The sequence below is a fragment of the Halorubrum sp. CSM-61 genome, from assembly GCF_003781945.1.
In the GTDB taxonomy this organism is placed as follows: Archaea; Halobacteriota; Halobacteria; order Halobacteriales; family Haloferacaceae; genus Halorubrum.
Window position 1 is genome coordinate 222528 of record NZ_RJJW01000002.1, and the last position, 25360, is coordinate 247887.

22 protein-coding genes are annotated in these 25360 nt (G+C 68.9%); 9 read left to right on the top strand and 13 right to left on the bottom strand.

Annotated elements, in window-relative coordinates; all coding sequences use genetic code 11:
- The first annotated feature begins 23 nt into the window (after positions 1–23).
- From sufB to EDM04_RS04205, 4 genes are all read left to right on the top strand, one after another.
- Entirely contained in the window at positions 24–1454 is a 1431-nt protein-coding gene (sufB, locus tag EDM04_RS04190) for a Fe-S cluster assembly protein SufB (protein WP_123619902.1), read from the top strand.
- Position 1455: 1 nt separating this feature from the next.
- On the top strand, positions 1456–2688 hold the full coding sequence (sufD, locus tag EDM04_RS04195) for a Fe-S cluster assembly protein SufD (RefSeq protein ID WP_123619903.1): 1233 nt from the start codon (positions 1456–1458) through the stop codon (positions 2686–2688).
- Positions 2689–2858: 170 nt separating this feature from the next.
- On the top strand, positions 2859–3344 hold the full coding sequence (locus EDM04_RS04200) for a ferritin-like domain-containing protein (protein WP_123619904.1): 486 nt from the start codon (positions 2859–2861) through the stop codon (positions 3342–3344).
- 43 nt (positions 3345–3387) lie between these two features.
- Positions 3388–3828, top strand: a complete 441-nt coding sequence (locus tag EDM04_RS04205; RefSeq protein WP_123619905.1) for a metal-dependent transcriptional regulator — start codon at positions 3388–3390, stop codon at positions 3826–3828.
- Positions 3829–3853: 25 nt separating this feature from the next.
- Here EDM04_RS04205 and prf1 read toward each other — a convergent pair whose 3' ends face one another.
- From prf1 to EDM04_RS04225, 4 genes are all read right to left on the bottom strand, one after another.
- The gene (gene prf1 / locus EDM04_RS04210) at positions 3854–5104 is read right to left on the bottom strand and encodes a peptide chain release factor aRF-1 (protein ID WP_123619906.1); all 1251 of its coding nucleotides are present in this window, start codon (positions 5102–5104) and stop codon (positions 3854–3856) included.
- A 472-nt stretch (positions 5105–5576) separates the two neighbouring features.
- Positions 5577–7385: an arginine--tRNA ligase gene (gene argS / locus EDM04_RS04215; protein WP_123619907.1), complete on the bottom strand. Its 1809-nt coding sequence runs from the start codon at positions 7383–7385 to the stop codon at positions 5577–5579.
- A 493-nt stretch (positions 7386–7878) separates the two neighbouring features.
- The gene (locus tag EDM04_RS04220; protein ID WP_123619908.1) at positions 7879–8811 is read right to left on the bottom strand and encodes an NAD-dependent epimerase/dehydratase family protein; all 933 of its coding nucleotides are present in this window, start codon (positions 8809–8811) and stop codon (positions 7879–7881) included.
- Between the two features lie 544 nt (positions 8812–9355).
- A complete protein-coding gene (locus EDM04_RS04225; protein ID WP_123619909.1) occupies positions 9356–10966 on the bottom strand; it encodes an iron ABC transporter permease in 1611 nt (536 codons plus the stop codon).
- A gap of 112 nt (positions 10967–11078) precedes the next feature.
- Between EDM04_RS04225 and EDM04_RS04230 the strand changes: the two genes are divergently transcribed.
- The 3 genes from EDM04_RS04230 (at position 11079) to EDM04_RS04240 (ending at position 14138) form a co-directional block, all read left to right on the top strand.
- On the top strand, positions 11079–11660 hold the full coding sequence (locus EDM04_RS04230; RefSeq protein WP_123619910.1) for a gluconate 2-dehydrogenase subunit 3 family protein: 582 nt from the start codon (positions 11079–11081) through the stop codon (positions 11658–11660).
- Entirely contained in the window at positions 11657–13291 is a 1635-nt protein-coding gene (locus EDM04_RS04235) for a GMC family oxidoreductase (protein WP_123619911.1), read from the top strand. The genes EDM04_RS04230 and EDM04_RS04235 overlap by 4 nt, the downstream gene beginning before the upstream one ends.
- Before the next feature lie 193 nt (positions 13292–13484).
- A complete protein-coding gene (locus EDM04_RS04240) occupies positions 13485–14138 on the top strand; it encodes a dolichyl-phosphate hexose transferase (protein ID WP_241154856.1) in 654 nt (217 codons plus the stop codon).
- A 440-nt stretch (positions 14139–14578) separates the two neighbouring features.
- Here the strand turns inward: EDM04_RS04240 and EDM04_RS04245 are convergent, their stop codons facing one another.
- The 4 genes from EDM04_RS04245 to EDM04_RS04260 form a co-directional block, all read right to left on the bottom strand.
- Positions 14579–16840 carry a glycosyltransferase family 39 protein gene (locus tag EDM04_RS04245; RefSeq protein WP_123619913.1) on the bottom strand — a complete coding sequence of 754 codons (2262 nt, stop codon included), beginning with the start codon at positions 16838–16840 and terminating at the stop codon, positions 14579–14581.
- Between the two features lie 21 nt (positions 16841–16861).
- Complete coding sequence (locus EDM04_RS04250; RefSeq protein WP_123619914.1) at positions 16862–18034, bottom strand: extracellular solute-binding protein; 1173 nt, start codon at positions 18032–18034, stop codon at positions 16862–16864.
- Positions 18035–18073: 39 nt separating this feature from the next.
- On the bottom strand, positions 18074–19255 hold the full coding sequence (locus EDM04_RS04255) for an alpha-1 4-glucan-protein synthase (protein ID WP_123619915.1): 1182 nt from the start codon (positions 19253–19255) through the stop codon (positions 18074–18076).
- A 62-nt stretch (positions 19256–19317) separates the two neighbouring features.
- On the bottom strand, positions 19318–20460 hold the full coding sequence (locus tag EDM04_RS04260; RefSeq protein ID WP_123619916.1) for a lysylphosphatidylglycerol synthase transmembrane domain-containing protein: 1143 nt from the start codon (positions 20458–20460) through the stop codon (positions 19318–19320).
- 136 nt (positions 20461–20596) lie between these two features.
- Between EDM04_RS04260 and EDM04_RS04265 the strand changes: the two genes are divergently transcribed.
- On the top strand, positions 20597–21157 hold the full coding sequence (locus EDM04_RS04265) for a rhomboid family intramembrane serine protease (protein ID WP_123619917.1): 561 nt from the start codon (positions 20597–20599) through the stop codon (positions 21155–21157).
- Between the two features lie 82 nt (positions 21158–21239).
- On the opposite strand, the gene rpsJ is transcribed toward EDM04_RS04265, so the two are convergent.
- The 5 genes from rpsJ to EDM04_RS18430 all read right to left on the bottom strand — a co-directional run bounded on the left by rpsJ (position 21240) and on the right by EDM04_RS18430 (position 24745).
- Entirely contained in the window at positions 21240–21548 is a 309-nt protein-coding gene (gene rpsJ / locus EDM04_RS04270; protein ID WP_004048854.1) for a 30S ribosomal protein S10, read from the bottom strand.
- Positions 21549–21551: 3 nt separating this feature from the next.
- Positions 21552–22817, bottom strand: a complete 1266-nt coding sequence (gene tuf, locus EDM04_RS04275) for a translation elongation factor EF-1 subunit alpha (protein ID WP_123619918.1) — start codon at positions 22815–22817, stop codon at positions 21552–21554.
- 187 nt (positions 22818–23004) lie between these two features.
- The gene (locus EDM04_RS04280) at positions 23005–23991 is read right to left on the bottom strand and encodes a homoserine dehydrogenase (RefSeq protein ID WP_123619919.1); all 987 of its coding nucleotides are present in this window, start codon (positions 23989–23991) and stop codon (positions 23005–23007) included.
- On the bottom strand, positions 23988–24581 hold the full coding sequence (locus EDM04_RS04285) for an amino acid-binding protein (RefSeq protein WP_123619920.1): 594 nt from the start codon (positions 24579–24581) through the stop codon (positions 23988–23990). The genes EDM04_RS04280 and EDM04_RS04285 overlap by 4 nt, the downstream gene beginning before the upstream one ends.
- The gene (locus EDM04_RS18430; RefSeq protein ID WP_164471081.1) at positions 24578–24745 is read right to left on the bottom strand and encodes a hypothetical protein; all 168 of its coding nucleotides are present in this window, start codon (positions 24743–24745) and stop codon (positions 24578–24580) included. The genes EDM04_RS04285 and EDM04_RS18430 overlap by 4 nt, the downstream gene beginning before the upstream one ends.
- 320 nt (positions 24746–25065) lie before the next feature.
- On the opposite strand from EDM04_RS18430, the gene EDM04_RS04290 reads away from it, so the two are divergent.
- On the top strand, positions 25066–25335 hold the full coding sequence (locus tag EDM04_RS04290) for a hypothetical protein (RefSeq protein WP_123619921.1): 270 nt from the start codon (positions 25066–25068) through the stop codon (positions 25333–25335).
- Positions 25336–25360 lie beyond the last annotated feature (25 nt).

The following is a 25360-nucleotide window of genomic DNA, read 5'->3' on the forward strand; positions in this document are numbered from 1 at the left end:
ACGGGAACCCGTAACAATACACTATGAGCTCACAACAGGACGAACTGAAGGAGACAGACACCGAGGCCCGCTTCGAGTTCAAGAAGGAGGAGAAATCCGCCTTCCAGACCGAGAAGGGTCTCACCGAGGAGACGGTCCGCGTCATCTCGGAGGACAAAGACGAACCGGAGTGGATGCTGGAGCGGCGCCTGCGCGCGCTCGAGCAGTTCCAGGAGATGCCGATGCCGACCGACTGGCCCGGACAGCCCGACCTGAGCGAGGTCGACGTCGACGAGATCATCCCGTACATTCGGCCCGACGTGGACGTCCGCGCCGGCGTCGACGACTGGACCGAACTCCCGGACGAGATCAAAGACACCTTCGACAAGCTTGGGATCCCGGAGGCCGAGAAGAACGCGCTCTCCGGCGTCGGCGCCCAGTACGAGTCGGAGGTCGTCTACCAGAACATGCAGGAGCGGTGGGAAGAGAAGGGCGTCATCTTCTGTAACATGGACGAGGCGGTCCAGGAGCACGAGGAGCTCGTCCGCGAGCACTTCATGACGAAGTGCGTCCCCCCGAGCGACAACAAGTTCGCCGCGCTCCACGGCGCGATCTGGTCCGGCGGCTCGTTCGTCTACGTGCCGGAGAACACCACCGTCGACATGCCGGTGCAGGCGTACTTCCGGATGAACTCCGAGGGGATGGGCCAGTTCGAGCACACGCTCATCATCGCCGAGGAGGGCTCCGAGGTCCACTACATCGAGGGCTGTTCCGCCCCGAAGTACTCGGCGTTTAATCTTCACTCCGGCGGCGTCGAAGTGTTCGTCGGCGAGGACGCCCACGTCCAGTACTCCACGGTGCAGAACTGGTCGAAGAACACCTACAACCTGAACACCAAGCGCGCCATCGCCGAGAAGGGCGGGCGCATGGAGTGGATCTCCGGGTCGATGGGGTCGAAGGCGACGATGCTGTACCCCTCGACGATCCTGAAGGGCCGCGGCGCCTCCGACAACCACATCACCATCGCCTTCGCGGGCGAGGGACAGGACATCGACACGGGCGCGAAGGTGTACCACAACGCGCCGAACACCAAATCGACCGTCGAGTCGAAGTCGATCGCGAAGGACGGCGGCCGCACGAACTACCGCGGGCTCATCCACATCGCCGACGGCGCCGAGAACTCCTCGACCGCCGTCGAGTGCGACGCGCTGATGTTCGACAACGAGTCGACCTCCGACACCATGCCGTACATGGAGATCAACGAGTCGAAGGTCGACGTCGCCCACGAGGCGACCGTCGGGAAGATCGGCGACGAGGACATCTTCTACCTGCAGTCGCGCGGCCTCGACGACGACGACGCCAAGCAGATGATCGTTTCGGGCTTCATCGAGCCCATCACGGAGGAGCTGCCCATCGAGTACGCCGTCGAGCTCAACCGGCTCGTCGAGCTGGAGATGGAGGGCTCGCTCGGATAACATGAGCACGCAAGCAATCGAGAGCCTCTCTGAGGACACGGTACGACGCATCGCCGACGAACGCGACGAGCCCGAGTGGCTCCTCGAGACCCGTCTGAACGCGCTGTCGGCGCTGGAGACGGCCGAGCTGCCGGACGTGATCCAGACGCCCGGGCGACGCTGGACCGACCTGGAGGCCCTCGACTTCGAGTCGCTGGTCGACCCGCTGAACCAGTCCGACGCCACGGAGCGGACGGTCGGCGACGACGAGGTCGTCGTCCTCCCCTTCACGGAGGCGTTCGACGAGTACGGCGACGTCATCGAGGCGAACTTCGGCTCGGTGCTCGACCCCGAGCACAACTACCTCACCGCGCTGTCGGTGGCGCTGTTCACGACCGGGACGTTCGTCTACGTCCCCGAGGGCGTCGACGTCGAGGACGTGACGGTGCGCGCGGAGATGAACTCCCGTTCGCTGTTCAGCCAGACGCTCGTCGTCGCCGAGGAGTCGTCGTCGGTGACGATCCTCGAATCGATCGAGTCCGGGGATAGCGAGGCCGCCGCCTCGGAAGGCGTCGACGGCGACCGGTACTTCTCGAACCTCGTCGAGATCGCCGCGGGTGAGAACGCGAACGTCCAGTTCGGCTCGCTCCAGAACCTCGACGACGACTCGTACACCTACTCGCTGAAGCGCGGCGTGACCGACACGTATGCGACGCTCGACTGGATCGAGAGCAACTTCGGCTCGAAGCTCACGCGCTCCGACGTCGAGACCGAACTGAACGGCGACGGCTCCGAGAGCCAGATCGTCGGGACGTTCTTCGGCACCGAGGACCAGCACTTCGACATCAACGCCCGCGTCTGGCACCAGGCCGAGCACACGACGGCCGACCTCGTCACGCGCGGCGTGCTCGACGACGTGGCCCGCTCCGTCTACGAGGGGGTTCAGGACGTCGGCAACGACGCGTGGAACACCTCCAGCTACCAGCGCGAGAACACGCTGATGCTATCGGACGACGCCGAGGCAGACGCGTCCCCGAAACTGATCATCCACAACCACGACACCGAGGCCTCGCACTCCGCGACGGTCGGACAGGTCGACGCCGAGGACCTGTTCTACCTCGAGAGTCGCTCGATCGACTCGCACACGGCTCGGAACATGCTCGTCGAGGGCTTCTTCGTGCCCGTGTTAGAGGAGATCGCGGTCGACGAGTTCCGCGACGACGTCGAGGAGCTCGTCTTCGAGCGCCTGCAGTAGTCGCGGATCTCGGAGCAGGTCGATTTCCGTTTGCCGTTTTTCCGCGTGCAACGCCCCCGAGCCGCGGCGCTCGCGATCGAACGGCGATCGAAGGGGAACTCCTTAAGTCGGACTACGTCCGAGTGCACGTGTATGCGTACGGTCGTATCGAACGGTGACGGGTGGTCGCCGTGAGCGTGAGCCAGCGGATCGCCTCGGACGACCAGCTCGCCCGGTTGTTACAGATCGGAATCGTGCTGGAGGAGGTCGTGGAGGCGCGGGCGCACCACCACTACCAGAGCCTCGACGCCGAACTCGACGAGGAGATCGAAGAGCTGCTCGCGGACGCCGCCGACGAGTCGGCCGAACACCGCCAGCGGCTCGAGTCGCTCATCGAGGGGCTCGGCGTCGACAGCGTCCCGTTCGACGAGATCGAGTCGCTCGTGGGCGCGCGGTACGGGCGGACCCAGCCGGAGGACTTCGACGGCGTGCTCTACGACCAGCTGTGTAACGAGGAGACCGCCTACAAGTTCTACGACGATCTCATCCAGGCGATCGAGGAGTCGGACGCCGAGTTCTCGGTCGACCGCGCGGAGCTGTTAGACGAGCTGCGCGCGATCCGCGAGGAGGAGGCCGAGGGAGTCAGCGAAGTGACGGCGGTCATGGAGCGACGATGAACCGGGGGATCGAACCGACGACGAACGCCGACGGAGGGAAGCCGTGAACACCGCAGACCAGTACCTCAAGACGATATACGTCGTACAGAAGCAGGAAGACGGTCCCGCCTCGACCGGTTCGATCGCCGACTCGCTCGGCGTGAGCCCGGCGAGCGCCAACGAGATGATCGGGAAGCTCGAAGAGCGCGGGCTCGCCGAACACGAGAAGTACAAGGGGGTCCAGCTCACCGACGACGGGATCGTGCGGGCGCGCGACGCGCTCCAGACCTACTGTATCATCGAGCGCTTCCTGGCGAACGTCCTCGCCGTCGAGGACTTCCAGGCGGAGGCTCGCGAGCTGGAGGCGGTCATCGACGACACGGTCGCGGAGCGGCTCGACACGATCATCGACCGACAGCCGGAGTGCCCGGACTGCTTCGACCCCGAGACGGACGCCTGCGCGTGTCTGGAGATCGCGGCGGCACCGGTCGAACCCGAGCAGTAGCGGGGTCGCCTTCGGAAAACCGTCCTCAGACGCCCGTCGAGTAGCGCAGAATCCCCGCGATCCCGCCGAACGCGTCGAGCAGCTGTTCGCCCTTCTCGAAGTCGGTGGAAATGAACTTGGTGTCGGTACCGCGCTGCTCGGCGATCGCCATCAGGTGCTCGATCACGTCCTCGCGCTCGTCGACCTCCGCCTCTTCGCCGCACTCCGAGCACTCGTGTGCGGGAGTGGAGTGTCGCGCGTCGATGACCTCGTACTCCTCGTGGCCGTTCGGGCATTCGTAGACGACCACGTCGGACCGGAGGTCCTCGGAGATGAGCAGGCGGTCGACCGAGCCCATGATCAGGTTCCGGCGGGTCTGGTCGAAGCCGTACGTGGCCTCGTCGCCGGTGTTGAGGTTCTCGAAGAACGTCTCCATGTGCCGTTTGTCCTCGACGATCTCCTGGTCGGCGAGCGCCTCGCTGGCGTTGTCGACGAGGTCCTTCAGCCCGGACTCGTCGGTGTACGCCACGTCGAACTTGCCGAGCACCTTGTCCTGGAGCTCGTGGTGGAGGTAGTCGCCGTCGAGGAACTCGTCTTTCGTCGGTGAGGGACCGCCCACGAGGATGCCGTCGAGCTCGTGGCGCTTGTCGACGAACAGGTCGTTGGCCATCCCCGCGACCTCCTGGTAGAAGTTGTCGATAGCCTCGAGGCGGAGACGGGCGAACCGCTGTGCGGACTGACCCCCTTTCCGCTGTTTGCCGGGGACGAGCGAGGAGGCGGACTTGACGGCCTCGACCCGCTTGCCCTTCAGCCAGCCGACGTTCGCTTCCCGCCTGTCGAGGACGATGAGCCCGAACAGCCCGGAGTCCTCGAGCATGTGCTCGAGCGGCTCGGTGAGGAACTCGGAGTCGCAGTGGTACCGGAACGACTCGATTGGCTGTGGCGGCGACTCCAAGGTCCGGGTGACCATGTCGGTCTGGCCCCCGCCGGCGTCGATCGCTCCCGAGAAGATCACGATCCCGTTTTCGGGCGGGAAGGTGTCGTAGTAGCGGAGGCGGTCCTTGATCGACGTGAGCGCGTCCTGAACCGCGGTCCGGGTCTGCTTGGACTTGATGTTGGACGCCTCGCTGTGCTCCTGCGTGACGTGGGCGACCACGTCGGAGATCTGCCGATCCTCGGGGATGTAGATGGTGACGAGCTGCGTGCCGGAGCCCTCGAAGTCGCGGAGCTCCTCGATGACCTTGCGGAACTCGTACTTCCGCCGGTCCTCGCTCGCCTCTTGGGCGTCGCTACTCATTACCCTAAATACGGCAGGTGCGTGTAAGTAAGCTTTGACCTCCCCGTCAGCGCGGCGATACCGGTTCACACGGGCCGTCGATCGGGGAGTTGTTTATAAAGCGAACTGTGGTGGCGTCGCCGGCGCTGCGCGCCGGCTGCCAGAGGGACCTTCGGTCCCTCGCTGGAGTCGGTGGTCCGGAGCGAAGCGGAGGACCACCGAGAGGTTGGGGAGGCGTGAGGTGCGGGGCGGTGCTGTGCGGGGTGGGACTCAAAGGGGCAGCCGGTGAGGACGAAACACGACGACGAAAGCACCGCAGCGAGTCGCGCGAGTCCTCACCGGCTGGGGCTTTGAAGGAGTTCACCGTCGATCAGTCAGGTCCGCCAGTAACCGTTTGTGAATGACTCGTCGAAGACGGAGCGACGCTCATCACACCGCTGCCGCCAAAATCCCGATCGAAGAAACCCGAACCGTGGCCCCAATCGCCCCGTTCCTACATCGACTCGGGCGCTTCGACCCCGAGCACGTCCAGCGCGTTCGCCATCGTGTGCTTCGCGGCCGCGACGAGCGCGACGCGGGCGGCCCGGAGCGCCTCGTCCTCCGCGGTCACCACCGGACACTCCCGGTAGAAGGCGTTGTACGCGTCGGCGAACTCGCGGGTGAACGTGGCGATCGTGTGCGGCTCCAAGTCCTCGGCCGCCGCCTCGATCGCGGCCGGGAAACGGGCGATCTCGCGGAGGAGGTCGCGGGCTTCCTCGGTCTCGAAGACCGCGGCGTCGACGTCGAGCGCGTCGGCGTCGACGACTCCCTCTGCGTCCGCCGTCACGCCCGGCACCTCGATCCCGGCGTCGGCCGCCTCGTCGAGGATGCCACAGCAGCGCGCGTGGACGTACTGGACGAACGGGGCGGACTGCCCCTCGAAGTCGAGCGCGTCTTCCCACTCGAAGGTGATCGCCTTCGCGGGCTGCTTCGAGATGATGTCGTACCGGACCGCGCCGATGCCGACCTGATGGGCGATGCGCTCGACGTCTTCCTCGGTGAGGTCGTCGTCGCGGATGCGGTCGTCCATCCGGCTCTCGACCGCCTCGCGGGCGCGGTCGATCGCCTCGTCGAGCAGGTCGTCGAGCATCACGCCGGTCCCCTTTCGGGTGGACATCTTCCCCTCGGGGAGGTTCACGTACGAGTAGATGACGTGGCCGAGCCGATCGGTGTCGTTGCCGAGCAGCTCCAGGGTCGCGTCGAGCTGGTCGGCCTGCAGCTTGTGGTCCTCGCCGAGCACGGTGACGGCGCGGTCGTAGTTCGCGAACTTCCACTCGTGATGGGCCAGGTCGCGGGTGGTGTAGAGGCTGGTGTCGTCGGAGCGTAAGAAGACGAGGTTCTTGTCGATCCCCCAGTCGTCGAGCTCTAACTGCCAGGCGTCCTCCTCGTAGACGGCGTGGTCCGTCTCCTTGAGCCGCGCGGCGATCTCGTCGGTGGAACCGTCGCGCATGAACCGCGTCTCCTTGACGAACTCGTCGAACTCCGCGGGCAGGCGAGCGAGACACTCCTTCATCCCGCCGAGCACCGCGTCGACGACCTCGCCGACGCGCTCATACGTCTCCTCGTCGCCGGCTTCGAGCCCCTGTAAGATCGCGGCGATCTCCTCTTCGGCCGCCTCGGCATCCTCGGGCTCCGCCTCCTCCAAATAGGCGTTCCCCTTGCGGTAGTAACGCACGAGGTCGTACTCGGCGCGGTCGCGGGCGGGCTCTTCCTCCAAGTCGGACTCGTCGAACCGTTCGTACGCCCACGTGAACACCGCCATCTGGCGGCCGGCGTCGTTGACGTAGTAGTGGCGGTCGACGTCGTAGCCCGCGTACTCCATGAGGTTCGCGACCGCGTCGCCGACGATCGGGTTGCGCGCGCGGCCGACGTGGACCGGGCCGGTCGGGTTCGCGCTGGTGTGCTCGACGACGACCGAGGTGTCGCGGTCGGGGAGCGCGCCGTAGCCCGCGTCGGGGGCGGCCGCGTCGAGCGTGTCGGCGAGGTAGCGCTCGCCGGCGTGGAAGTTGACGTACGGGCCCGCGGTGTCGACCGCGGCGAGGTAGTCGTACCCGTCGACGTCGACCGCGTCGGCGACCGTCTCTGCCACGTTCGGGGGCGCGTCGCCGACCTCGCCCGCGAGGCGGAAGGCGACGCTGGAGGCGAGCGTCGCGTCCATGTCGTCGGGCGGGCGTTCGATGCCGAGGTCGTCGGTCGGGAGGTCCAACGCGTCGAGCGCGTCGCCGAGCGCGTCGGCCACCTCCGACCGGAACTGCCGGAACATACCGTCCGTTCGTGGGTCGGCCTAAAAGGCCCTTCCGAAGCGCTCGCGGGAAGAAGATTTGCACGATGTGCGTGAGACCTCGGTGGCGCGCGCCTCCGAGCGGTCGTCTCTGACGACCGCGAGGAGCGCGTGCGAGGGACGCGGTGAGCGCTCGAAGAGCGCGAACCGCGAGGCTGGGGAGGCGTGAGGCGGTGCGGTTGCGGGGCGGGGTGGGACTCAAAGGGGCAGCCGGGAGGACGGCGCAGACGACGTAAGCACTGCAGGGAGCGAGCAACGCGAGCGACCGAAGCGCGTGGTTCGAGAGAGCGAAGCTCTCTCGTCATCACGAAAGGCGCTCCGCGCCTTTCGAACGACAGCGAGTGTGCGCCGTCCTCACGGCTGCCCCTTTGGAGGTGTTCACCGCGAAGGTATCGATCACGCGGTATCGAGCAACTGAAAACACGGAGCAGTTCACTCCGCAGTCATCAATGTCAACGACGTATACCCGCGAGTCTCAGACGATCTCGTCGATCAGCTCCCGCGCGCTCCGCCGGACCGCCTCGTCGCTCTCGATCGAGGGCTCCCAGCCGAGGCCGACGAGCCGCTCGATCGACAGCCGCATCTTCGGCACGTCGCCGGTCCAGCCGCGGTCGCCGCCGGTGTAGGCGTACTCGGGATCGACGCCCAGCTCCTCGCTCACGATGTCGGCGATGTCGGTGACGGAGGTGGTCGTCTTCGTCCCGAGGTTGTACACGTTCAGATCGTCGTCCGCGTGTTCGACGACGTGCTGGATGGCGTCGACGCACTCCGAGACGTGCATGTACGACTTCTCCTGTCGGCCGTCGCCGAGGATCTCGAGCTCGCTCGGGTCCGCGTCCAGCTTCTGGATGAAGTCGGGGATCACGTTTCCGCGCTGGTGCGGCCCGACGATGTTCGCGAACCGGAACACCCACGACTGAACCCCGTACGAGTGGGCGTGCGTCGAGATCAGCGCCTCGTCGGCGAGCTTCGAGGAGCCGTAGATGGAGATGGGTTCGAGGGGGCCGTACTCTTCGGGCGTCGGGCGGGGCGCCTCGCCGTACACCGTCGAGGAGGAGGTGAACGCGAGCCGGTCGACGCCGACCTCGTGCATGCGCTCTACGACGTTGTACGTCATCGCCGTGTTCGCCTCGAACAGCTCCCGGTCGTCGTCGTAGTTCGTGTCGGTGTACGCGGCGAAGTGGAAGACGATATCGAGGTCGCCGGTGACCGCCTCGGCGACGTCGTCGGGGTCGGTGAGGTCGGCCCGGACGAACTCGGCGCCGTCCGGGACGCGCTCGCGGTCGCCCTTCGAGAGGTCGTCGGCCACGCGGACGGTCGCGCCTCGATCGAGGAGCCGCGCCGCGAGGTGGCTCCCGACGAGCCCCGCGCCGCCGGTGACGAGTGCGGTCGAATCGGTGAGATCCATACCGGTTCTCTGGGACGGAGCGGAGTAAGTAGGTGGGGGATATAGGCGCGAACGGAGTCGGATCGATAATTGTTCGCTTATAAACGGTTGGTTGCTGACGGCTCTGCAGTGAAGTCCTCAAAAGTCCCAGCCGCTCGCTCATAAGTCGTTGCTGACGACGGATCGGCAGTGAACTCCGCCAAATCCCCAGCCGCGACGACTCGCGCGACTCGCTGCGCTCCTCAACCGCTCACTTCGTTCGCGGTCTGCGGTGCTTGCGTCGTCGAGCGTCGTCCTCGCGACTGCCCCTTTGAGTCCCACCCCGACCGCACCGCCCCGCACCTCACGCCTCCCCAGCCTCGTCACCGGACTACGTCCGGTTGCTAGCGAGAGCTTCGCTCTCGCCCTGTCGCTGGCGGCTGTCGCCGCCAGCGACTCCCTCGCACGCGCTCCTCGCACCCTTATCAGGGCGCTCGGAGGCGCGCGCCACCGCGCCGAGGATCGGTAATCACACGCCTGACTGACCGGAAATTGAGCCACCCGTAATACCGGAACCGCTACCGCTTCACAACCCGTCCTCGCCGCCCTCCTGTCCGAGCATGACGACCATCGAGAGCCCGGAGATGAGCAGGAGGAGGAGGGTGGGGACGACCGCGTACTGGTAGAGCCCGGACTCCTGTGCGCGCCAGATCTGCGTGACGATCGTCTCGAAGTTGGAGGGGCGGAGGATGAGCGTGACCGGGAGCTCCTTCATCGTCGTGAGGAACACGAGGGCGGCGCCGGCGACGATCCCGGACCGCACCAGGGGGAAGGTTACGCGCCGGAACGACCCCATCGACGACTCGCCGAGCGCCCGGCTCGCCTCCACCAGCCGGGGGTCGACGCCCAGGATCGAGGTCCGCGTCGACCCGACGACCTGCGGCAGGAACCGGATGACGTACGCGAACACCAGCAGGGGGAGCGTCTGGTAGAGCCACGGGAGGTAGCTCGATCCGAAGTAGACCAACGCGAGCGCCAGCACGATCCCCGGGACCGCGAACCCGACGTACGTCGCCCGCTCGAACAGCGTCGACAGGGGGGAGTCGTGGTTCGCGGCGAAGTACGCGACCGGGAGCGCCGCCAGCGCGGCGACGACCGCGGCCGCCGCGGCGACCGACACCGAGTTGAGCGCCTGTACCCACTCGAACGCCATCGAGGGGCGCCGGCCGGCGTCGGTGCGAACGAGCCACAGGAGCAGGATCCAGAGGGGGACGAGGAGCGCGACCGCGGACACCGACGCGGGAAGGAGGGTCGCCGGCCAGCGCCACCGCCCCAGCCCGACGAGCCGGTCGGTGTTGCCCGCGTCGTCGCCGTGGGCGGTGCGGTCGGACCGGACGAACCACTCCAGTGCGAGCACGACGAGCACCACGGCGAGCAGCTGCAGCGAGAGGAGGGCGGCGTAGTCCCGGCCGAAGGAGTTGTACTCCACGTAGATCTGGCGCGTGAACACGGGCAACCGCATGATCGTCGGCGTTCCGAAGTCGGACACCGCGTACAGCGCCGCGAGCAGCGACCCGGCGGCGATCGCCGGGCGGATCACGGGGAGCGTCACGCGGCGGAACGCCTCGACCCGCCCGTGGTTCAGCGTCCGCGCCGCCTCGATCAGCGTCGTGTCGAGCGAGAGGAGCGCGGCGCGCGTGGTCAGGTAGACGTACGGGTACGTGTAGAGGGTGATGACGAGAATCGTCCCCGGGAGCCCGTAGATCTCGGGAAGCCGCTCGATCCCGAGCGGGGAGAGCAGGTCGTGGAACTCGCCGCGGGGGCCGAACGCGGAGACGAAGGAGAACGCGCCGACGTAGCTCGGGACGACGAGCGGGAGCGCGACCGCGATCGACCAGAACCGGCGGAACGGGAGGTCGGTTCGGGCCGTCAGGTACGCCAGCGGGACGCCGAGCAGGATCGAAAACGCGGTGACGCCCGCCATCAGCAGCAGGCTGTTCACCAGGACCTCGGCGGTCCGGGCGCTGAACAGCAGCTCCGCCGCCCGCGACCGCTCGACGGTGACCGCCTCGATCACCAGCCACGCGAGCGGGAACACCAGCGTGCCGGCGATGGCGGCCGAGAGCAGGGTCAGCCCCACCGGTAGCCGATCGTCGCCGTCTGTCAGGATGTCGCGGATCCGACGTGTCCAGTTCATGGTCCGGAAGGGACGAGTTACCGATAGAAGACCGCACCGACCGTTAGCAGTTGCGATCCGGTCGTCGATCGGGTCCGACGGATATAATAGTTTAGGGAAGCCTAAATCACGTATGGAACTGACGCGGCGCGACGCGACGGCCGCGCTGGCCGCCGTCGGAGCGACCGGCGGGATCGCGCTCGCCGCCCGGAGAGAGGCGGACGGTCCCGGAGCGGAGAGCGGGGAGGCCGATCGCGATGGGGCAGATCCCGGTACGGAAGCTGGCGGCGCGCTCTCCGACGACGACACGGTTCGCGCGGCGATGATCGCGGTCGCGACCGTGGTCTACCCGGAGGAAGTCGAGGGCGTAGAGGGATTCGTCGACGAATTCCTCGACGGACGCCTCGACGGGTCGGCCCACGCGTCGGGCGTGCGCGCGGCGGTCGGCGAGCTCGACGGCGCGGCCCGGTCGTGGCACGGGGCGCCGGTCGCCGAACTCCCCGAGAGCGACCGGGACCGGCTCCTCCGCGAGGTCGGCGCCGACACCGCCGACGAGAACCCCGACGGGACCCTCGCCGAACGGGTGCGGTACTACGTGGTCAACGAGCTGCTCCTGGCGCTGTACGCCTCGCCGACCGGCGGCGAGCTGGTGGGCCTAGAGAACCCGCAGGGTCACCCCGGCGGGACCGAGAGCTACCGGCGGGGACCGCGATGAGCGCGGGGGACGCCCGAGGGGGGGAGACGGAGCGAGCTGCAGTCCGCGACGTCGACCGCTCGGCGGTCGAGAACGCGGACGTCTGCGTGGTCGGCGCGGGGCCGGCGGGCGCCTTGGTCGCGGACCGGCTGGCCGCCGACCGCGAGGTGGTCGTCCTCGACGCCGGTCCCCGGTTCGATCCCGAGGACCGGCTCGCGCGACAGGAGCGGGCGATCCGCCCGAGCCGCGACCGGCCCGACGTGTGGGACGTGGGGGGCGATCGCGACGCCCACGCCAACTCCGGCGAGTGGTTCTACCCGCTGAACCACGCCCGCGTCAAGGGGATCGGCGGGTCGACGCTCCACTGGCAGGGGATGGTGATGCGGCTCCACGAGGACGACTTCGCCTCGGGGACCGAGCGCGGCGTCGGCCCGGACTGGCCGATCGACTACGCCGACCTCCGGCCGTACTACGCCGAGGCGGAACGCGAGCTAGGCGTCGCCGGCGCGTCGGACAACCCCTACGCGCCGCCGCGAGAGGAGCCGCACCCGATGCCCGCGTTCGAGCCCTCCCACAGCGACTCGCTGTTCGCCGAGGCCTGCGAGGAGCTCGGGCTCGACATGCACTCGGTGCCGAACGCGCGCAACTCCGAGCCGTACGACGGTCGCTCCCCCTGCGTCGGCTACGGCACCTGCCAGCCCGTCTGTCCGGCCGGCGCGAAGTACGACGCGACGGTCCACGTCGAGCGCGCGGAGGAGAAGGGCGCGACCGTCATCGACCGCGCCCCCGTACAGCGGCTCGAACACGACGCTGACCGCGTCACCGCGGCGGTGTACGCGACCCCGGACGGCGAGGAGCGCCGGCAGACCGCCGACGCCTTCGTCGTCGCCTGCGGCGGGGTGGAGACGCCGCGGCTCCTGCTGCTCTCCGAATCGGAGGCGTACCCCGACGGGCTCGCCAACTCCAGCGGGGCGGTCGGGAAGTTCTTCATGGACCACCTGTTCGCGGGCGTCGGCGGCACCCTCGACGAGCCCACCCGGCAGAACCACGTCGGCTTCTACACCAGCGCGTGCGACCAGTTCTACGACGAGGCCGACGAGGAGGTCGGTCCGTTCAAGCTGGAGTTCCTCAACTACGCCGGCCCCTCGCCGGTCGAGGAGGCGCTCACCGGCGACGACTGGGGCGACGACCTCTTGGAACGGCTCCGCGACGGCTACGGGACCCACGTCGCGATGGGCGGACTGGTCGAACAGCTGCCCCGGTCGGACAGCTACATCGGGCTCGATCCCGACCGCACCGACGACCGCGGCAACCCGGTCCCGGAGGTCCACTGGAACGTCGGCGACCGCGCGCTCCGGACGATCGAGCGCGCCAACGAGATCCAGCGGGCGGTCCTCGAGGAGCTCGGCGCCGAGATCGAGTGGGTCGCGGGCCCCGACGCGACCGGCCCCGCCTACCACCACATGGGGACGACCCGGATGAGCGCGGACCCCGACGCCGGCGTCGTCGACGCCGACTGCCGGACTCACGACCTCGACAACTGCTGGATCGCCTCCAGCAGCGTCTTCCCCACGGGCGGCGCGATGAACCCCACCCTGACGATCGCCGCGCTCGCGCTGCGCGTCGCCGACGACGTCCGTGAGCGCCTCTAACAAACGCTTTAGGTAAACCTAAAAATTCAAGTGCGTGGGGCGGCACCTCGGAGTAATGAGTTCGATCACGACGCCCGACGACGAGGCGACCGACGGGGCCGACTCCGTCGACGTCGACGCGACTACGGGAACTGACGGCGACGCCGCGACGAGGACCGACGACGCATACACCTTCGACGACCTGAGCGTCGTCATGGGGACGTACAACGAGGAGGAGGCGATCGGGACCGTCCTCGACGACATCGAGCGCGTCACGGACGGGCGCGCCGAGGTCGTCTGCGTCGACGGTTCCTCGGACCGGACCCCCGAGATCGCCCGCGAACATGGCGCGACCGTGATCGAGCAGGAGCCGCAGGGATACGGAGTCGCCGTCCGGGAGGCCGTCCTGACGCCCGACCGCCCGGTCGTCGTCACGACCGACTGCGACGACACCTACCCGATGGACCGGCTGCCCGACTTCCTCGACGCGATCAACGACGGCGCCGACGTGGTCAGCGGCGACCGGCTCTACCACGGCGCGGACGCGATGCCGGCGTTCAACCGGCTCGGGAACCAGGCGTTCGCGGCGCTCGCGTCCCTCCTGATGGGCGAGCGCGTGCACGACACCACGACCGGAATGCGGGCGTACCGTCGCGAGGTCGTGCAGGACATCGGCTGGACAGAGAACACCGGGCTCTCCGCCGAGCTCCTGATCCGCCCCCTGATGCGCGGCTACGACGTGCGCGAGGAGCCGATCGAGTACGCCGAGCGGCTGGGCGAGACGAAGCTCGACCCGATCGAGGGCGGCGCCGCCATCGCGAAGTCGATCGTGACCGTCTGTCTCGAAGAGCGACTGCGACGGTTCTGAGGGCTGAGCGGGCCTCAGAGGACGGAAAGTCTTTTTTAAGCCAACACGGACTGACGGCGTCGAATATTTATAAATAAACGAGGCGGTGGCGCGTGCCGCCGAGCGCCCGCAGGGCGCGAGGTGCACGCGCGAGGGAGTCGCTGGCGGCGACAGCCGCCAGCGACGAGGCTGGGGAGGTGTGAGGTGCTGTGCGGTGCTATAGAGGGTGGGACTCAAAGGGGCAGTCGCGAGGACGAAGTCCGACGACGTAAGCACCGCAACGAGGGAGCGGTAGCGACTGAGTGAGGAGCGCAGCGAGTCGCGCGAGTCCTCGCGACTGGGGCTTTGGAGGCCTTCACCGCAAAGTCACCGATCACGTACTACCGAGCGGCTGGGGCTTTGAAGGTTCCCACCGTCGATCCGCTGTCAGCCATTTATAAATAGTCGCCAGAAGATCGGCGCTATCCGTCAGCTTCGACACCGTCAGCGTCCGTCTCGAAGACCACCCACTCCGCGTGGGCGTCCGGGTTCTCGGGGAGGTACGTCCCCTCGGTGCCGCACTCGGTGACCAGCCGGCACACCGAGCGCTCCGGGGGCCAGACGACCTCGACGCCACCACCCGCGACCCGAGCCGTCGCCTCCTGCCGATACGTGAACGTCGCTCCCGTGGGGTCGACGAGCGTCACCGTCACGATGACCTCGTCGCCCTCGGGGTCGATCGGGACGGTCGCGTTCGGCGCGCCGGCCAGCCGCGCCCCCTCGGGACCGATCGACCAGTCGACCGAGAGCGAGCCCTCGGGGTCGTCCACGACGTGGCGCGCGAAGTCGTCGCCCTCGATCTCCTCGCCGCCACCGCGCGCGGTCTCGACCCGAATCCGCGCGCTCTCGACGCGCTCGGGGACGCCGACGGTCGTCGTCGCCTCGATCCGCGGCCCCTCCCGAACGTCGAGGGATTCGAGCTTCGGGGCGACGTGGAGGTTCGGGTCCGGCGTCCACTCCCCCTGATACGCGTACCGGTGGAGCTCGCGGTCGGGGTACGCGTCGATCACCGCGAAGTCCTCGACCGGGTCGCGGTCGAGCGCGTACACAACCTCGCCGTCGAGCCCGGGGTCGTTCCGGAGCGACTGGAACGGGTGGTGGAGCCACTCGCCGTACGGCGTCGGGACGAACGCGAGGTCGTCGTCGAACTCGGCCGCCTCGATCGGCTCGTAGGCCGTCTCGTACTTGTCGGCGTGCGCCGCGTGTCGGTCGAGCGGCGCCTCGACCGCGGCGGCGGCGCCGAGCGCTCCGCCGAGCAGCGCGAGGACTGCGACCGCGAAGACCGCGGCGCGCGCGGGCCGCGGCGCGAACCGCGAGGCGAGCCGCGCGCGAGCGCGAGAGAGCCCCCGGCCGCCGGCGACGACGGCGACGCCACCGAATATCGACAGCGGGACGAGGAGATCGAAGTGGTAGAACGGCCCGAACCCGGCGACGAGCCCGTCGGTGGGGTCCGAGAGCGTCGCGAGGAGGTTGTTCGTCCCCCAGAAGAAGAGGTTCCCGACGACGACGGAACCGACGACACCGACGAGGAGGAGCCCCGCGGTGCGCTCGAACCGGCGGCCGTCCGCGCCGCCCGCGCCGTCTGCGCCGTCCGCGCCGACACCGCCGAACGCGCGCCGCCCGAGCAGCCACCGCCGCGCGGCCAGCCCGCCTCCCGCGAGCGCGAGCAGGGTGCCGAACTGGCCGGCGACGAACCAGCGCGTGGCGAGGTACCACAGCGCGTACCCGTTCGACCGGAGCGCCAGTTCGGGCGTGTACTCCTCGGTGTGTCCGAGGATCCGCCGATCGCCGAATCCGGGCCCGTCCATGGGCGCGAACGCCTCGTACGGGAAGGTCAGGGGCGACCCGGTCATCCGCAGGTTGTACGCGAGGGTGACGCCGACGAACAGGACGCCCAAAAGCGCCGTGAGACCGTGGCGACGGATCGGACCGGGAAGGGGAACCGGCGGAACTCCCGCCTCCCGGACCGCGACGGTGACGCGACCGAGCGCGTGCAGGATGAACGGCGCCGCGAACAGCACCGCGGTGAACGGCCGGGCGAAGAAGGCGAGCCCGATCGCGACGCCCGCGATCCCGGCGAGCGCGATCGACCGATCGCGGACGCCCCGGAGGTACGCGACCGCGAAACAGAGGTTGAGAAACGTCGTCGGCGCGTACGGCAGGAACACGGAGGAGGTGACGAGCGCCAGCGGCGACGCCGCGAACAGGACGGCGGCCGCGAGGCCGACCCGGCGGTCGAACACGGTCGATCCAAGGAGGTACACGAGCGCCGCGTTGCCGGCGGCGACGACCGCGAGCGTCAGCCGCGGCTCCCCGAACAGCCACATCGAGACCGCGTACATCGCGGCGGGGACGGGGTTGTACTTCGGGTAGAGCCGGTCGCCGTCCTCGACGAAGAACCACGGGTGGACGGCGTCGGTCAGTTCGCCGGCGTGGATCTCCAGCTGGCCGGAGAGGAGCATCGCGGCCTGCATGAGGTACACGCCCTCGTCGTGGTTGACGGAGTGGCGCGCGAAGACGGTCGCGGCGATGACGAAGGTGAGGACGCCGGTCGCGACGGCGACGAGGACGGCCGCGAGCGTGAAGCGGTCCGCGCGGGCGATCCGGGCGCGGCCGCGGCTCGCGAGTCGGCGCGCGAGGGGACGGAGAGGACGGAAGCCGCGGGAGTCCGAACGGGATGACACGGGGATCGGTACGGAGGGGACCTACACCTCGACGCCGGCCTCGCGCATGAGGTCGATGGTCGCTTCGAGGTCGGACAGCCCGGTCAGGTCGATGTCGGGGACGTCGAGCTCGTCGATCGTCGGCAGGTCGCCGACCGGCTCGACGTCGGGGATGAGCGGGTACTCGAACGTCGACCGGGCGAAGTAGTCCTGCGCCTCGGCCGACAGCAGGTGGCGGACGAAGTTCCCGGCGAGCGTCGAGTCGCTCGACGTGTCCACGACCGCGGCGCCGGCGACGTTGAACACCGCGCCGGCGTCGCCGCTGGTGAACGCGGTGGCGATCGACGCGTCGGGGTTACCGTCGAGGACGCGCTGGATGTAGTAGTGGTTCGTGAACGCCGCGTCGATCTCCCCGTCGGCGATCCCCTGACAGGCGGCGAACTCGTCGTTGTACGGGGTGATACCCGACTCGACGACGGCCTCGAGCCACTCGCGGGTGGCCTCCTCGCCCTCGATGAGCCGCATCGCCGTGACGAACGCCTGACAGGACCCGTAGGAGGGCGCCCAGCCGAGGTCGCCGTCGAACTCCTCCGGGTACGACATGACGTCGTCGGGGACCTCGTCGGCGGAGAACGCCTCGGTGTTGTACGGGACGGTGCGCGCGCGGCCCGACGTGCCGATCCACTGCTCCGTCCGGAACTCCTCGCGGACCAGCTCGGCCACGTCCTCGGGGATCGCCTGCGTGCGCCCCGCGTCCGCCAAGGCCCCCAGCGCGCCCGCGTTGACGGAGTAGAACACGTCGGCCGGCGACCCGTCGCCCTCGTTGGCGATCTGGTTCACGAGGTCGGTGGCGCCGCCGTACCGGACCGTCAGGTCGAAGTCGTCGTACTGGTCCTCGATGTACCCGACGAGCTCGCCGACGAGGAACTCGCCGCGGCCGGAGTAGACCGTGAGCTCGCCCTCCAAGTCGGGCATCTCGGCCATCGAAGTGCCGCCGGGAGCGTCGCGGCCCTCGCGTCCGGAACCGATCTGTCCGACGGACGATCCGCCGTCCCCGGCTCCGCCGTCGCCGCCGTCGCCGCCGTCGCCGCCGTCTTCACTGTCGTCGCCCATACACCCGGCGAGACCGACGACGCCGACGCCCCCGGCCGCCGCGAGGAAGCGTCGACGTCGAACGTCGCGTCCGTTTCGTTCGTTGGATTCGTGGTTCGTCATGTGTTTTAGGCTTGCCTAAATGGTTTTAGTCGTGTCGGTTCAGTCGTCCGCGACCGCCGGCGTCCGACGGATCGCGTCGAGGCAGTCGAGCCAGTCGCGCATGTACTCGCCGCAGTGGTTGAGGAACGCGCCGTTGTTCCACTCAGAGAACTCCCCGTCCGCGAGCGCGTCGGCCATCTCGTCGAACACTGCCGCGAAGGCGTCGGCGTCGTCCCCCGCCTCGTCGACGACCTCCCAGACGTGTTCGTTCAGCTCTAAGCCCGCCACCTCGTTCGCGAGGTCGTCGAACGTCGAGCGGGCCGCCTTGTTGTGCTCGCACAGCGGGCCGCCGTTGTAGATCCGCTTGCCGAGCACGTCGCAGGCCCGCTTGAGGAACAGGCCCGACCAGATGTCGTCGAAGCGGCCGACGTCCCACTCGTTGTCGTCCATCGGGAGCTGGTAGAACGCCGGGATCACCTCGCGGCGGAACGCGAGGTTCATCGAGCAGACCGTGAGGTAGTTGCCGCGCGCGGCGACGAAGTCGTCCCCGAAGTCGTCGGCGGTCGTCCGCGTCTGCGCCTGCCCCTCCAGGTCGCCGTCCATCAGGATCCGGACCGCGTCGAGGTCGGGCACGTTCGTCCACAGGCCCTGCGAGGCGACGACCTCGCCGGGCTCGACGTCGACCGCGTCGGTCTCGACCGTCTCGTCCATCGCCGAGTACGGGTACCCGCGCGGGTAGAGCCCGTGCTCGTCGGCGTTCTGGTAGAGGACGTTGACCCAGCTCTCGTCCGAGCGAACGCGCTCGATCTCGCCCCCGAACGCGAGGTTCTCCATGTGACGGCCGAAGTAGTCCTCGTCGTCGTGCGGGAGCGTGTCGTCGTCGATGAAGATCCCGTACTCGAAGGCGTCGTCGGCCCACATGTAGAGGAGCCCGAAGCTCGTCTCGGCGTGGCTCGCGGCCGGAACGACGTGCCCGTACTCCGCGACGCCGTTGGCCTCGTACCACTCCTCGCGGCGGGTGCCGTCGAACACCTCTCCCGAGACGTCGAGGTCGTCGAGCATGGCGCGCATCTCCTCGACGTCACAGAAGTCCTCGGTGACCAAGACGAAGTGGAGCCGGGAGACGTCGAACCCGTGGTCGCGGGCGTTCGCGACGTACTCGCGCAGACACTCGTACTCTCGGATCGTGGGGACGATCACGCAGATGTCCCCGCTCGCGGTCGACGGATTGCCTGCTTCCATACTTCCCAATTTTTAGGGCAGCCTAAAAACTTGGCGGTCCGGATTCCGACGCGCCACGGCGTTCACCGCGAATCGTCGGCGACACTTCCCCCGTCGGTCTGTACCGAAGCGGTCGGCTCCCCGTCTCCCGCCGGACCGGCCGTCGGCGAGAGGCCGAGCGCGAGCGCCGCGGCCCCGCCGCCGGCGAGCGTGACGGCGTTCTTCAGCGCGTGGTCGAGGATCGCCGCCGCGAGCGCCGTCTCCACCGGAAGCCCCGTCGCGCTCACGACGAGGCCGGTGAACGCCGCCTCGTACAGTCCGATCCCGCCCTGCGAGAGCGGGAGGACCTTCGCGAGGTTGCCGACGCTGACCGCGAGCGTCCCGACGACGAGCAGCGTCGGCGTCGGCACGACTCCCCCGACCCCGCCCGTGAGCGCGGCGAGCACGAGGACGGCCGTGAGGACGTCGAGCGCCCAGACGAGGAGGCTCCAGAGGAACACCGCGCCGAGGCGTCGGGGGTCCGCGGCGACGACCCGAACCGACGAGCCGAACCGGACCGCGGCGTCGACGACCCCCGAGAGGCGCGACTCCGCAGTTCGAGCGCGGATCGCGGGACCGAACCGGCGGTCGCTCCGGGCGACGGCGACGGTCGCGGCAGAGAGGACCGCGGCGACGGCGGCGATGCCGGCGGCGACCGCGAGCGCGGTCGAGGGCGCGACGGCGCCGACCGACTCGCCCGACCCGGGCGACCGACCGGTCGGGAGCAGGAGCGCGAGCGCGACGCCGCCGAGGACGCCGACGGCCACGAGGTCGAACGCGCGCTCGACCGCCAGCGACGCGACGCCGGTCGGGTACGGAACGTCCCGACGGTCCTTGAGCAGGTACGCCCGGACCCCGTCGCCGGCCCGCGCCGGGATCGCGAGGTTCGCGGTCTGGCTCGCGAACACCGCCGCCGTGAGGAACCCGACCCGGCAGCGTCGACCCATCGCCGCGAGCACGTCGGCGTACCGACGCCCGCGGACCGGCCACGAGAGGAGGTAGGCGAGGAGGGCCGCACCGAGGAGCGCCGGATCCGCCGCCGACACCGCTCCGACGACGGCGTCGGCGTCGAGAGTACGCGTCAACACCGCGCCCCCGACTGCGAGCACGAGGACCGTTCCCGCGATCGTAAACGATCCCCGAGGGAGCCGCTCACGGAGCCGAGCGACGGCGACGCGTGGAGTCATCCATTCGTTTAGGTTGGCCTAAAGAGTATAACGCTGGCGGTTCGCAGAGACGGGTCGGCGCGGCGCTCTCACGGCCCGGAGGCCGGTCTGACCCGGACGTTCCCCTTTAATTCGCTTCGGGACGAACGTCAGTTCGATGCGCGCCACGCTCGAAACGCTCGCGGTCGCCCTCCTCGTCGGACTCGCACAGCTCGCGTTGGGCGTCGCGGGCCTCGCAGGGATCTTCGCGCTGTCGACGCCCCTGGCCGTCGCGCCGTGGACCGTCGTCACCAGCGTGTACGCGCACGGGTCGATCGGCCACCTGCTGGCGAACGGACTCGCGCTGCTGCTCGTCGGTCCGCTCGTCGAGCGCCGGACCACCCGGCTCCGATTCCACGCGTTCGTGGTCGGGACCGGCGCGCTCGCCGGGATCGTGCAGGTGATCCTGGGACGACTGTTCGCCCCCTCGGCGGCCGTGTTGGGGTTGAGCGGCGCCGTCTTCGCGCTCGGCGGCTACCTACTGACGGGAAACGTCGTGAGCGCGACGCTGTTCGACCGGCTGCGGCTCTCCTCGCGGACGCAGATCCTCCTGTTCGGACTCGCGGCCGTCGCCCTCACCGCGACGGCCGCGGCGCCGGGCGTCGCGCTGATCGCTCACGCGACCGGCGCGTTCTGCGGGCTCGTCGCCGGGCGCGCGCGGCTGCTCGACGTGCGGTGAGGGGTACCGGGAGAACCGATAGACGGCGCCTCCGCTGGGCGCGTCGAAAAACGAAAGGGGTGAAAGAGAAACGCCCTAGCGCTCAGTCTTCGAGAACGATCTCGATGCTGACGTCGTTCGGCACTTGGACGCGCATGAGCTGACGGAGCGCGCGTTCGTCGGCGTCGATGTCGATCAGACGCTTGTGGACGCGCATCTCCCAGTGCTCCCACGTCGCCGTCCCCTCACCGTCCGGGGACTTGCGCGACGGGATCTCGAGCGTCTTCGTCGGCAGCGGGATCGGGCCCGACAGGGCGACCCCCGTCGAGTCCGCGATCTCGCGGACGTCGTCGCAGATGTCGTCGAGGTCCTCGGGGCTCGTGCCGGCGAGGCGGACGCGTGCCTGCTGCATCGATTATCGCTCGTTGACTTCGAGCACCTTGCCGGCCGCGATGGTCTGACCCATGTCGCGGATGGCGAAGCTGCCGAGTTCCGGGATCTCGCCGGACGGCTCGATGCTGAGCGGCTTTTGCGGGCGCACGGTGACGACCGCGGCGTCGCCGGACTTGATGAAGTCCGGGTTCTCCTCGGCGACCTCGCCCGAGGACGGGTCGATCTTCTGATCGATGGACTCGATCGTACAGGCGACCTGCGCCGTGTGGGCGTGGAAGACGGGCGTGTACCCGGCCGTGATGACGCTGGGGTGCTGCATGACGACGACCTGCGCCTGGAACGTCTCGGCGACGCTCGGCGGGTCGTCCGCGGGGCCACAGACGTCGCCGCGGCGGATGTCGTCCTTGCCGATGCCGCGGACGTTGAATCCGACGTTGTCACCGGGCTCGGCCTTGGGGACTTCCTCGTGGTGCATCTCGACCGTCTTCACTTCGCCGCCCACGTCGGACGGCTGGAAGGAGACGTTGTCGCCGGTGTTGAGAATCCCGGTCTCGACGCGTCCCACGGGGACGGTCCCGATGCCGGAGATGGTGTAGACGTCCTGGATGGGGAGTCGGAGCGGCGCGTCCGTCGGCGGCTCGGACTCCGGCAGGTCGTTCAGCGACTCCAGCAGGGTGTCGCCGTCGTACCACGGCGTGTTCTCGGACTCCTCGGCGATGTTGTCGCCCTCGAACGCCGAGATCGGCACGAACGTCGTGTCGTCGGTCGCGAAGCGGACCTGGTTGAGCAGGTCCTCGACCTCGCCGATGACCTCCTTGTACGTGGACTCCTGGTAGTCGACCAGGTCCATCTTGTTGACGCCGATGATGAGCTCGTTGATGCCCAGCGTGCGGGCCAGGAACACGTGCTCTCGGGTCTGGGGCGCGACGCCGTCGTCGGCCGCGACGACGAGCACCGCGTTGTCGGCCTGCGAGGCGCCCGTGATCATGTTCTTCACGAAGTCACGGTGGCCCGGGCAGTCGACGATGGTGAAGTAGTAGTTGTCCGTGTCGAACTCCTGGTGGGCGATGTCGATGGTGACGCCGCGCTCGCGCTCCTCGGCGAGGTTGTCCATCACGTAGGCGAACTCGAAGCCGCCCTTGCCCTTCTCTTCGGCTTCCTCGCGGTGCTGCTCGATTACGTGCTCGGGGACGCTCCCCGTCTCGAAGAGGAGGCGACCCACGAGCGTACTCTTGCCGTGGTCGACGTGGCCGATGATGGCCAGATTCTGGTGCGGTTTGTCACTCATGGGGTAATCACGCGCTAAGGCGCTCTGTGAGTAAGTTTCGGTAGATTCCACTAAAACGGTTTCGATACGGCCTACAGACGATCGCGACGCCGTCGAGCGATTCTCGACAACGCGGGGCACGGCAGCGCGTCCCACGGCAGGGGCCCGCGTCTCGGAGGCCCGCGACGCGAGTCGGGACCGGGACCGCCTACTCCAACCGCCCGACGTCGCCGAGCACCGCGCTGGCGGTCTCCGGGCCGCCGGCGCCCCGCCCGGAGATGTTGAGCCGGCCGGCGTGGCTGGTCTCGATCTGGACGATGTTCTGGGTCCCGGAGACCGCGAGCGTCCCGTTTTCGGGGACGAGCCGCGGCGCGACCCGGACCGTCTCGCCCGTCGCCTCCCCGATGAGCCGGACGGTCCGGCCGTCTTCGGCCGCGAGTCGGAGCGCCGAGCCGGGCACGTCGCGGATCCCCTCGACGTCGGCGTCGTCGAGCGTGAACTCCCGGGCGTCGGCCGGGTCGTCGACCGCGCCGAAGGATAGCACGTTCGCGAGAATGACGCACTTCAGCGCCGCGTCGGTCCCGTCCACGTCGAACGAGGGATCGGCCTCGGCGACGCCGAGGTCCTGCGCCTCCGCGAGCACGTGGTCGTAGTCGAGACCCTCGGCGGCCATCCGGGTGAGGATGAAGTTCGCCGTCCCGTTGAGCACGCCCCGGACCGCCGTGACGTGGCCCGGCTCGATGTCCTCGACGGTCGAGACCGCGGGGATCGCGCCCCCCACCGTCGCCTCGAACCGGATATCGCCCTCGCTGTCGTTCACGAGCGCGCGCAGGTCCCCGAACCGCTCCGCGACCGGGCCCTTGTTCGCCAAGACGGCGTGGCGGTCGCGCTCCAGCGCGGTCCGGACGTGCGAGAAGCCGGGCTCGGCGTCGCCCAGCGTCGTCGGCGTCGCCTCCACCAGCGCGTCGTAGTCGGCCGCGAGCGCGTCCGCGGGGTCGTCGTCGCCGACGATCCCTCGGTCGGCCTTGCGGGCCACCACCGCGTCGGGGTCGACGCCGACGTTCCGGCCGTCCGTCCCGTCCGCGACGACTGCCGACGAGGAGTCCGCGACCGCGACGACCTCGTGGCCGTACTCGCCCGCGAGGTCGACGACCGAGCGCCCGACCGCGCCCGCGCCGACGACGGTGAGTCTCACGCCTCCACCCCCGTGAGCGGCTCCACGAGACGCAGGTCCTTCTCGTCGGCCAGCTCCCGGACCGCCGCGACCGCGGCCTCCGTCTCCCCGGCGCGGGCCTCCAGGCGGAGCCGCGCGCTCGACGCCTCCTCGGTCCCCTGCGGCGCCGCCAGCGACACGTCGGCGACGGAGGCCGACTCGCAGGCCTCGATCCGCGAGAGGGTGTCCGAGAGGTCCGTGTCGATGAGGTGGCCGAAGAGCAGGATGGTCACCTCCTCGGCGTACCGCTCAGTTCCCGCCTGCATCACGTTCACGCCCTCGGTCCGGAGCGCCTCGACGATCCCCTCGAACCGCTCCGGGGTCGCCTCGAAGTCGACCTCGACCGGGATCCGACCGCGGGGCGTCTTGTTCCCGCGCTCGTGGTAGATCGAGAGGAGGTTCCCGCCGTTGTCGGCGATCGGGTGGAGCGCGGCGAGCAGCTGCCCCGGCTCGTCGGCGAGTTCGAGCCGCACCGTGTGCGTCGACGGCGTCGCCGAGGCGCGGCCGCCGTCCGGCGTGGCGTCCTCGTCGTCCGCCGCCTCCTCGGGGACGCCGTCGCGGGCGTCGCTCACGCCGCCACCTCCGCGTCGGGGGCGGTCGGCGGCGCGGCGAGTGGCGTTCCGGCGGTCGCCGTCGCCGCTGTGGTCGCGATTCGGCACGGTCCTGTCGGCGGGGCGGAGCGGTCGCTTGCTGGCTCCGTCGCGGTGCGCCGAGCGGGAGTCGTGCCCGTCTGCATACCCGAAACGAGTCGGGGGATCGGGTATAAGCCTTCGGCGATGGCAGGCGTTGCCTCACTCCCGTCCGTGTGAACTCACGGCACGGAAGTCGGCGGAAAAGCGGAGCGGATCGTCGCCGGGGACCCCACCGACAACCGTCTCGATCGCTCTCCGAACGGGACCGTTCCGACGCCTGTGACTAGTCCGTTCGAACGGATAAAATGCGTTATAAACCATAAATGTGGTTCTTTTCAATATTCTTCCTAACGAGAACGCCATACGGACTACGATCGTCGAATTGTTCCGAGGCCTTTTGAGTACGCTTATCGTATGAGACACGATGTCACGAATTCCCGAGTCCGAAGCGGTCGAGGAGGGCGACGAGTACTACCACGTCCGGTATCGGGACCCGGACCGGTTCGACGAGATCCGAACACCGGACTGGGCGGACCGCGTCTCCGGCTCCGTCTCGGAGGGCAGCGAGGTGCGGATGGGAAAGCGGGAGGACGACGACGATTGGGTGGTTCAGTCCGTGTTGATCAAGAAGAACGCGGGCGAAACGAAGGCCCGCGAGCAAGCGGACGAGATCATCGAAAAGATCGAGACGTGACGGAGTCGAGACGTGAGAGGGATCG

Bases quoted from the DNA above. Each gene is read 5' to 3' on its own strand.
- sufB (WP_123619902.1), top strand. From the start codon at position 24: ATGAGCTCACAACAGGACGAACTGAAGGAGACAGACACCGAGGCCCGC.
- sufD (WP_123619903.1), top strand. From the start codon at position 1,456: ATGAGCACGCAAGCAATCGAGAGCCTCTCTGAGGACACGGTACGACGC.
- prf1 (WP_123619906.1), bottom strand. From the start codon at position 5,104: ATGAGTAGCGACGCCCAAGAGGCGAGCGAGGACCGGCGGAAGTACGAG.
- argS (WP_123619907.1), bottom strand. From the start codon at position 7,385: ATGTTCCGGCAGTTCCGGTCGGAGGTGGCCGACGCGCTCGGCGACGCG.
- EDM04_RS04220 (WP_123619908.1), bottom strand. From the start codon at position 8,811: ATGGATCTCACCGATTCGACCGCACTCGTCACCGGCGGCGCGGGGCTC.
- EDM04_RS04225 (WP_123619909.1), bottom strand. From the start codon at position 10,966: ATGAACTGGACACGTCGGATCCGCGACATCCTGACAGACGGCGACGAT.
- EDM04_RS04230 (WP_123619910.1), top strand. From the start codon at position 11,079: ATGGAACTGACGCGGCGCGACGCGACGGCCGCGCTGGCCGCCGTCGGA.
- EDM04_RS04235 (WP_123619911.1), top strand. From the start codon at position 11,657: ATGAGCGCGGGGGACGCCCGAGGGGGGGAGACGGAGCGAGCTGCAGTC.
- EDM04_RS04240 (WP_241154856.1), top strand. From the start codon at position 13,485: ATGGGGACGTACAACGAGGAGGAGGCGATCGGGACCGTCCTCGACGAC.
- EDM04_RS04250 (WP_123619914.1), bottom strand. From the start codon at position 18,034: ATGACGAACCACGAATCCAACGAACGAAACGGACGCGACGTTCGACGT.
- EDM04_RS04255 (WP_123619915.1), bottom strand. From the start codon at position 19,255: ATGGAAGCAGGCAATCCGTCGACCGCGAGCGGGGACATCTGCGTGATC.
- EDM04_RS04260 (WP_123619916.1), bottom strand. From the start codon at position 20,460: ATGACTCCACGCGTCGCCGTCGCTCGGCTCCGTGAGCGGCTCCCTCGG.
- EDM04_RS04265 (WP_123619917.1), top strand. From the start codon at position 20,597: ATGCGCGCCACGCTCGAAACGCTCGCGGTCGCCCTCCTCGTCGGACTC.
- rpsJ (WP_004048854.1), bottom strand. From the start codon at position 21,548: ATGCAGCAGGCACGCGTCCGCCTCGCCGGCACGAGCCCCGAGGACCTC.
- tuf (WP_123619918.1), bottom strand. From the start codon at position 22,817: ATGAGTGACAAACCGCACCAGAATCTGGCCATCATCGGCCACGTCGAC.
- EDM04_RS18430 (WP_164471081.1), bottom strand. From the start codon at position 24,745: ATGCAGACGGGCACGACTCCCGCTCGGCGCACCGCGACGGAGCCAGCA.
- EDM04_RS04290 (WP_123619921.1), top strand. From the start codon at position 25,066: ATGTCACGAATTCCCGAGTCCGAAGCGGTCGAGGAGGGCGACGAGTAC.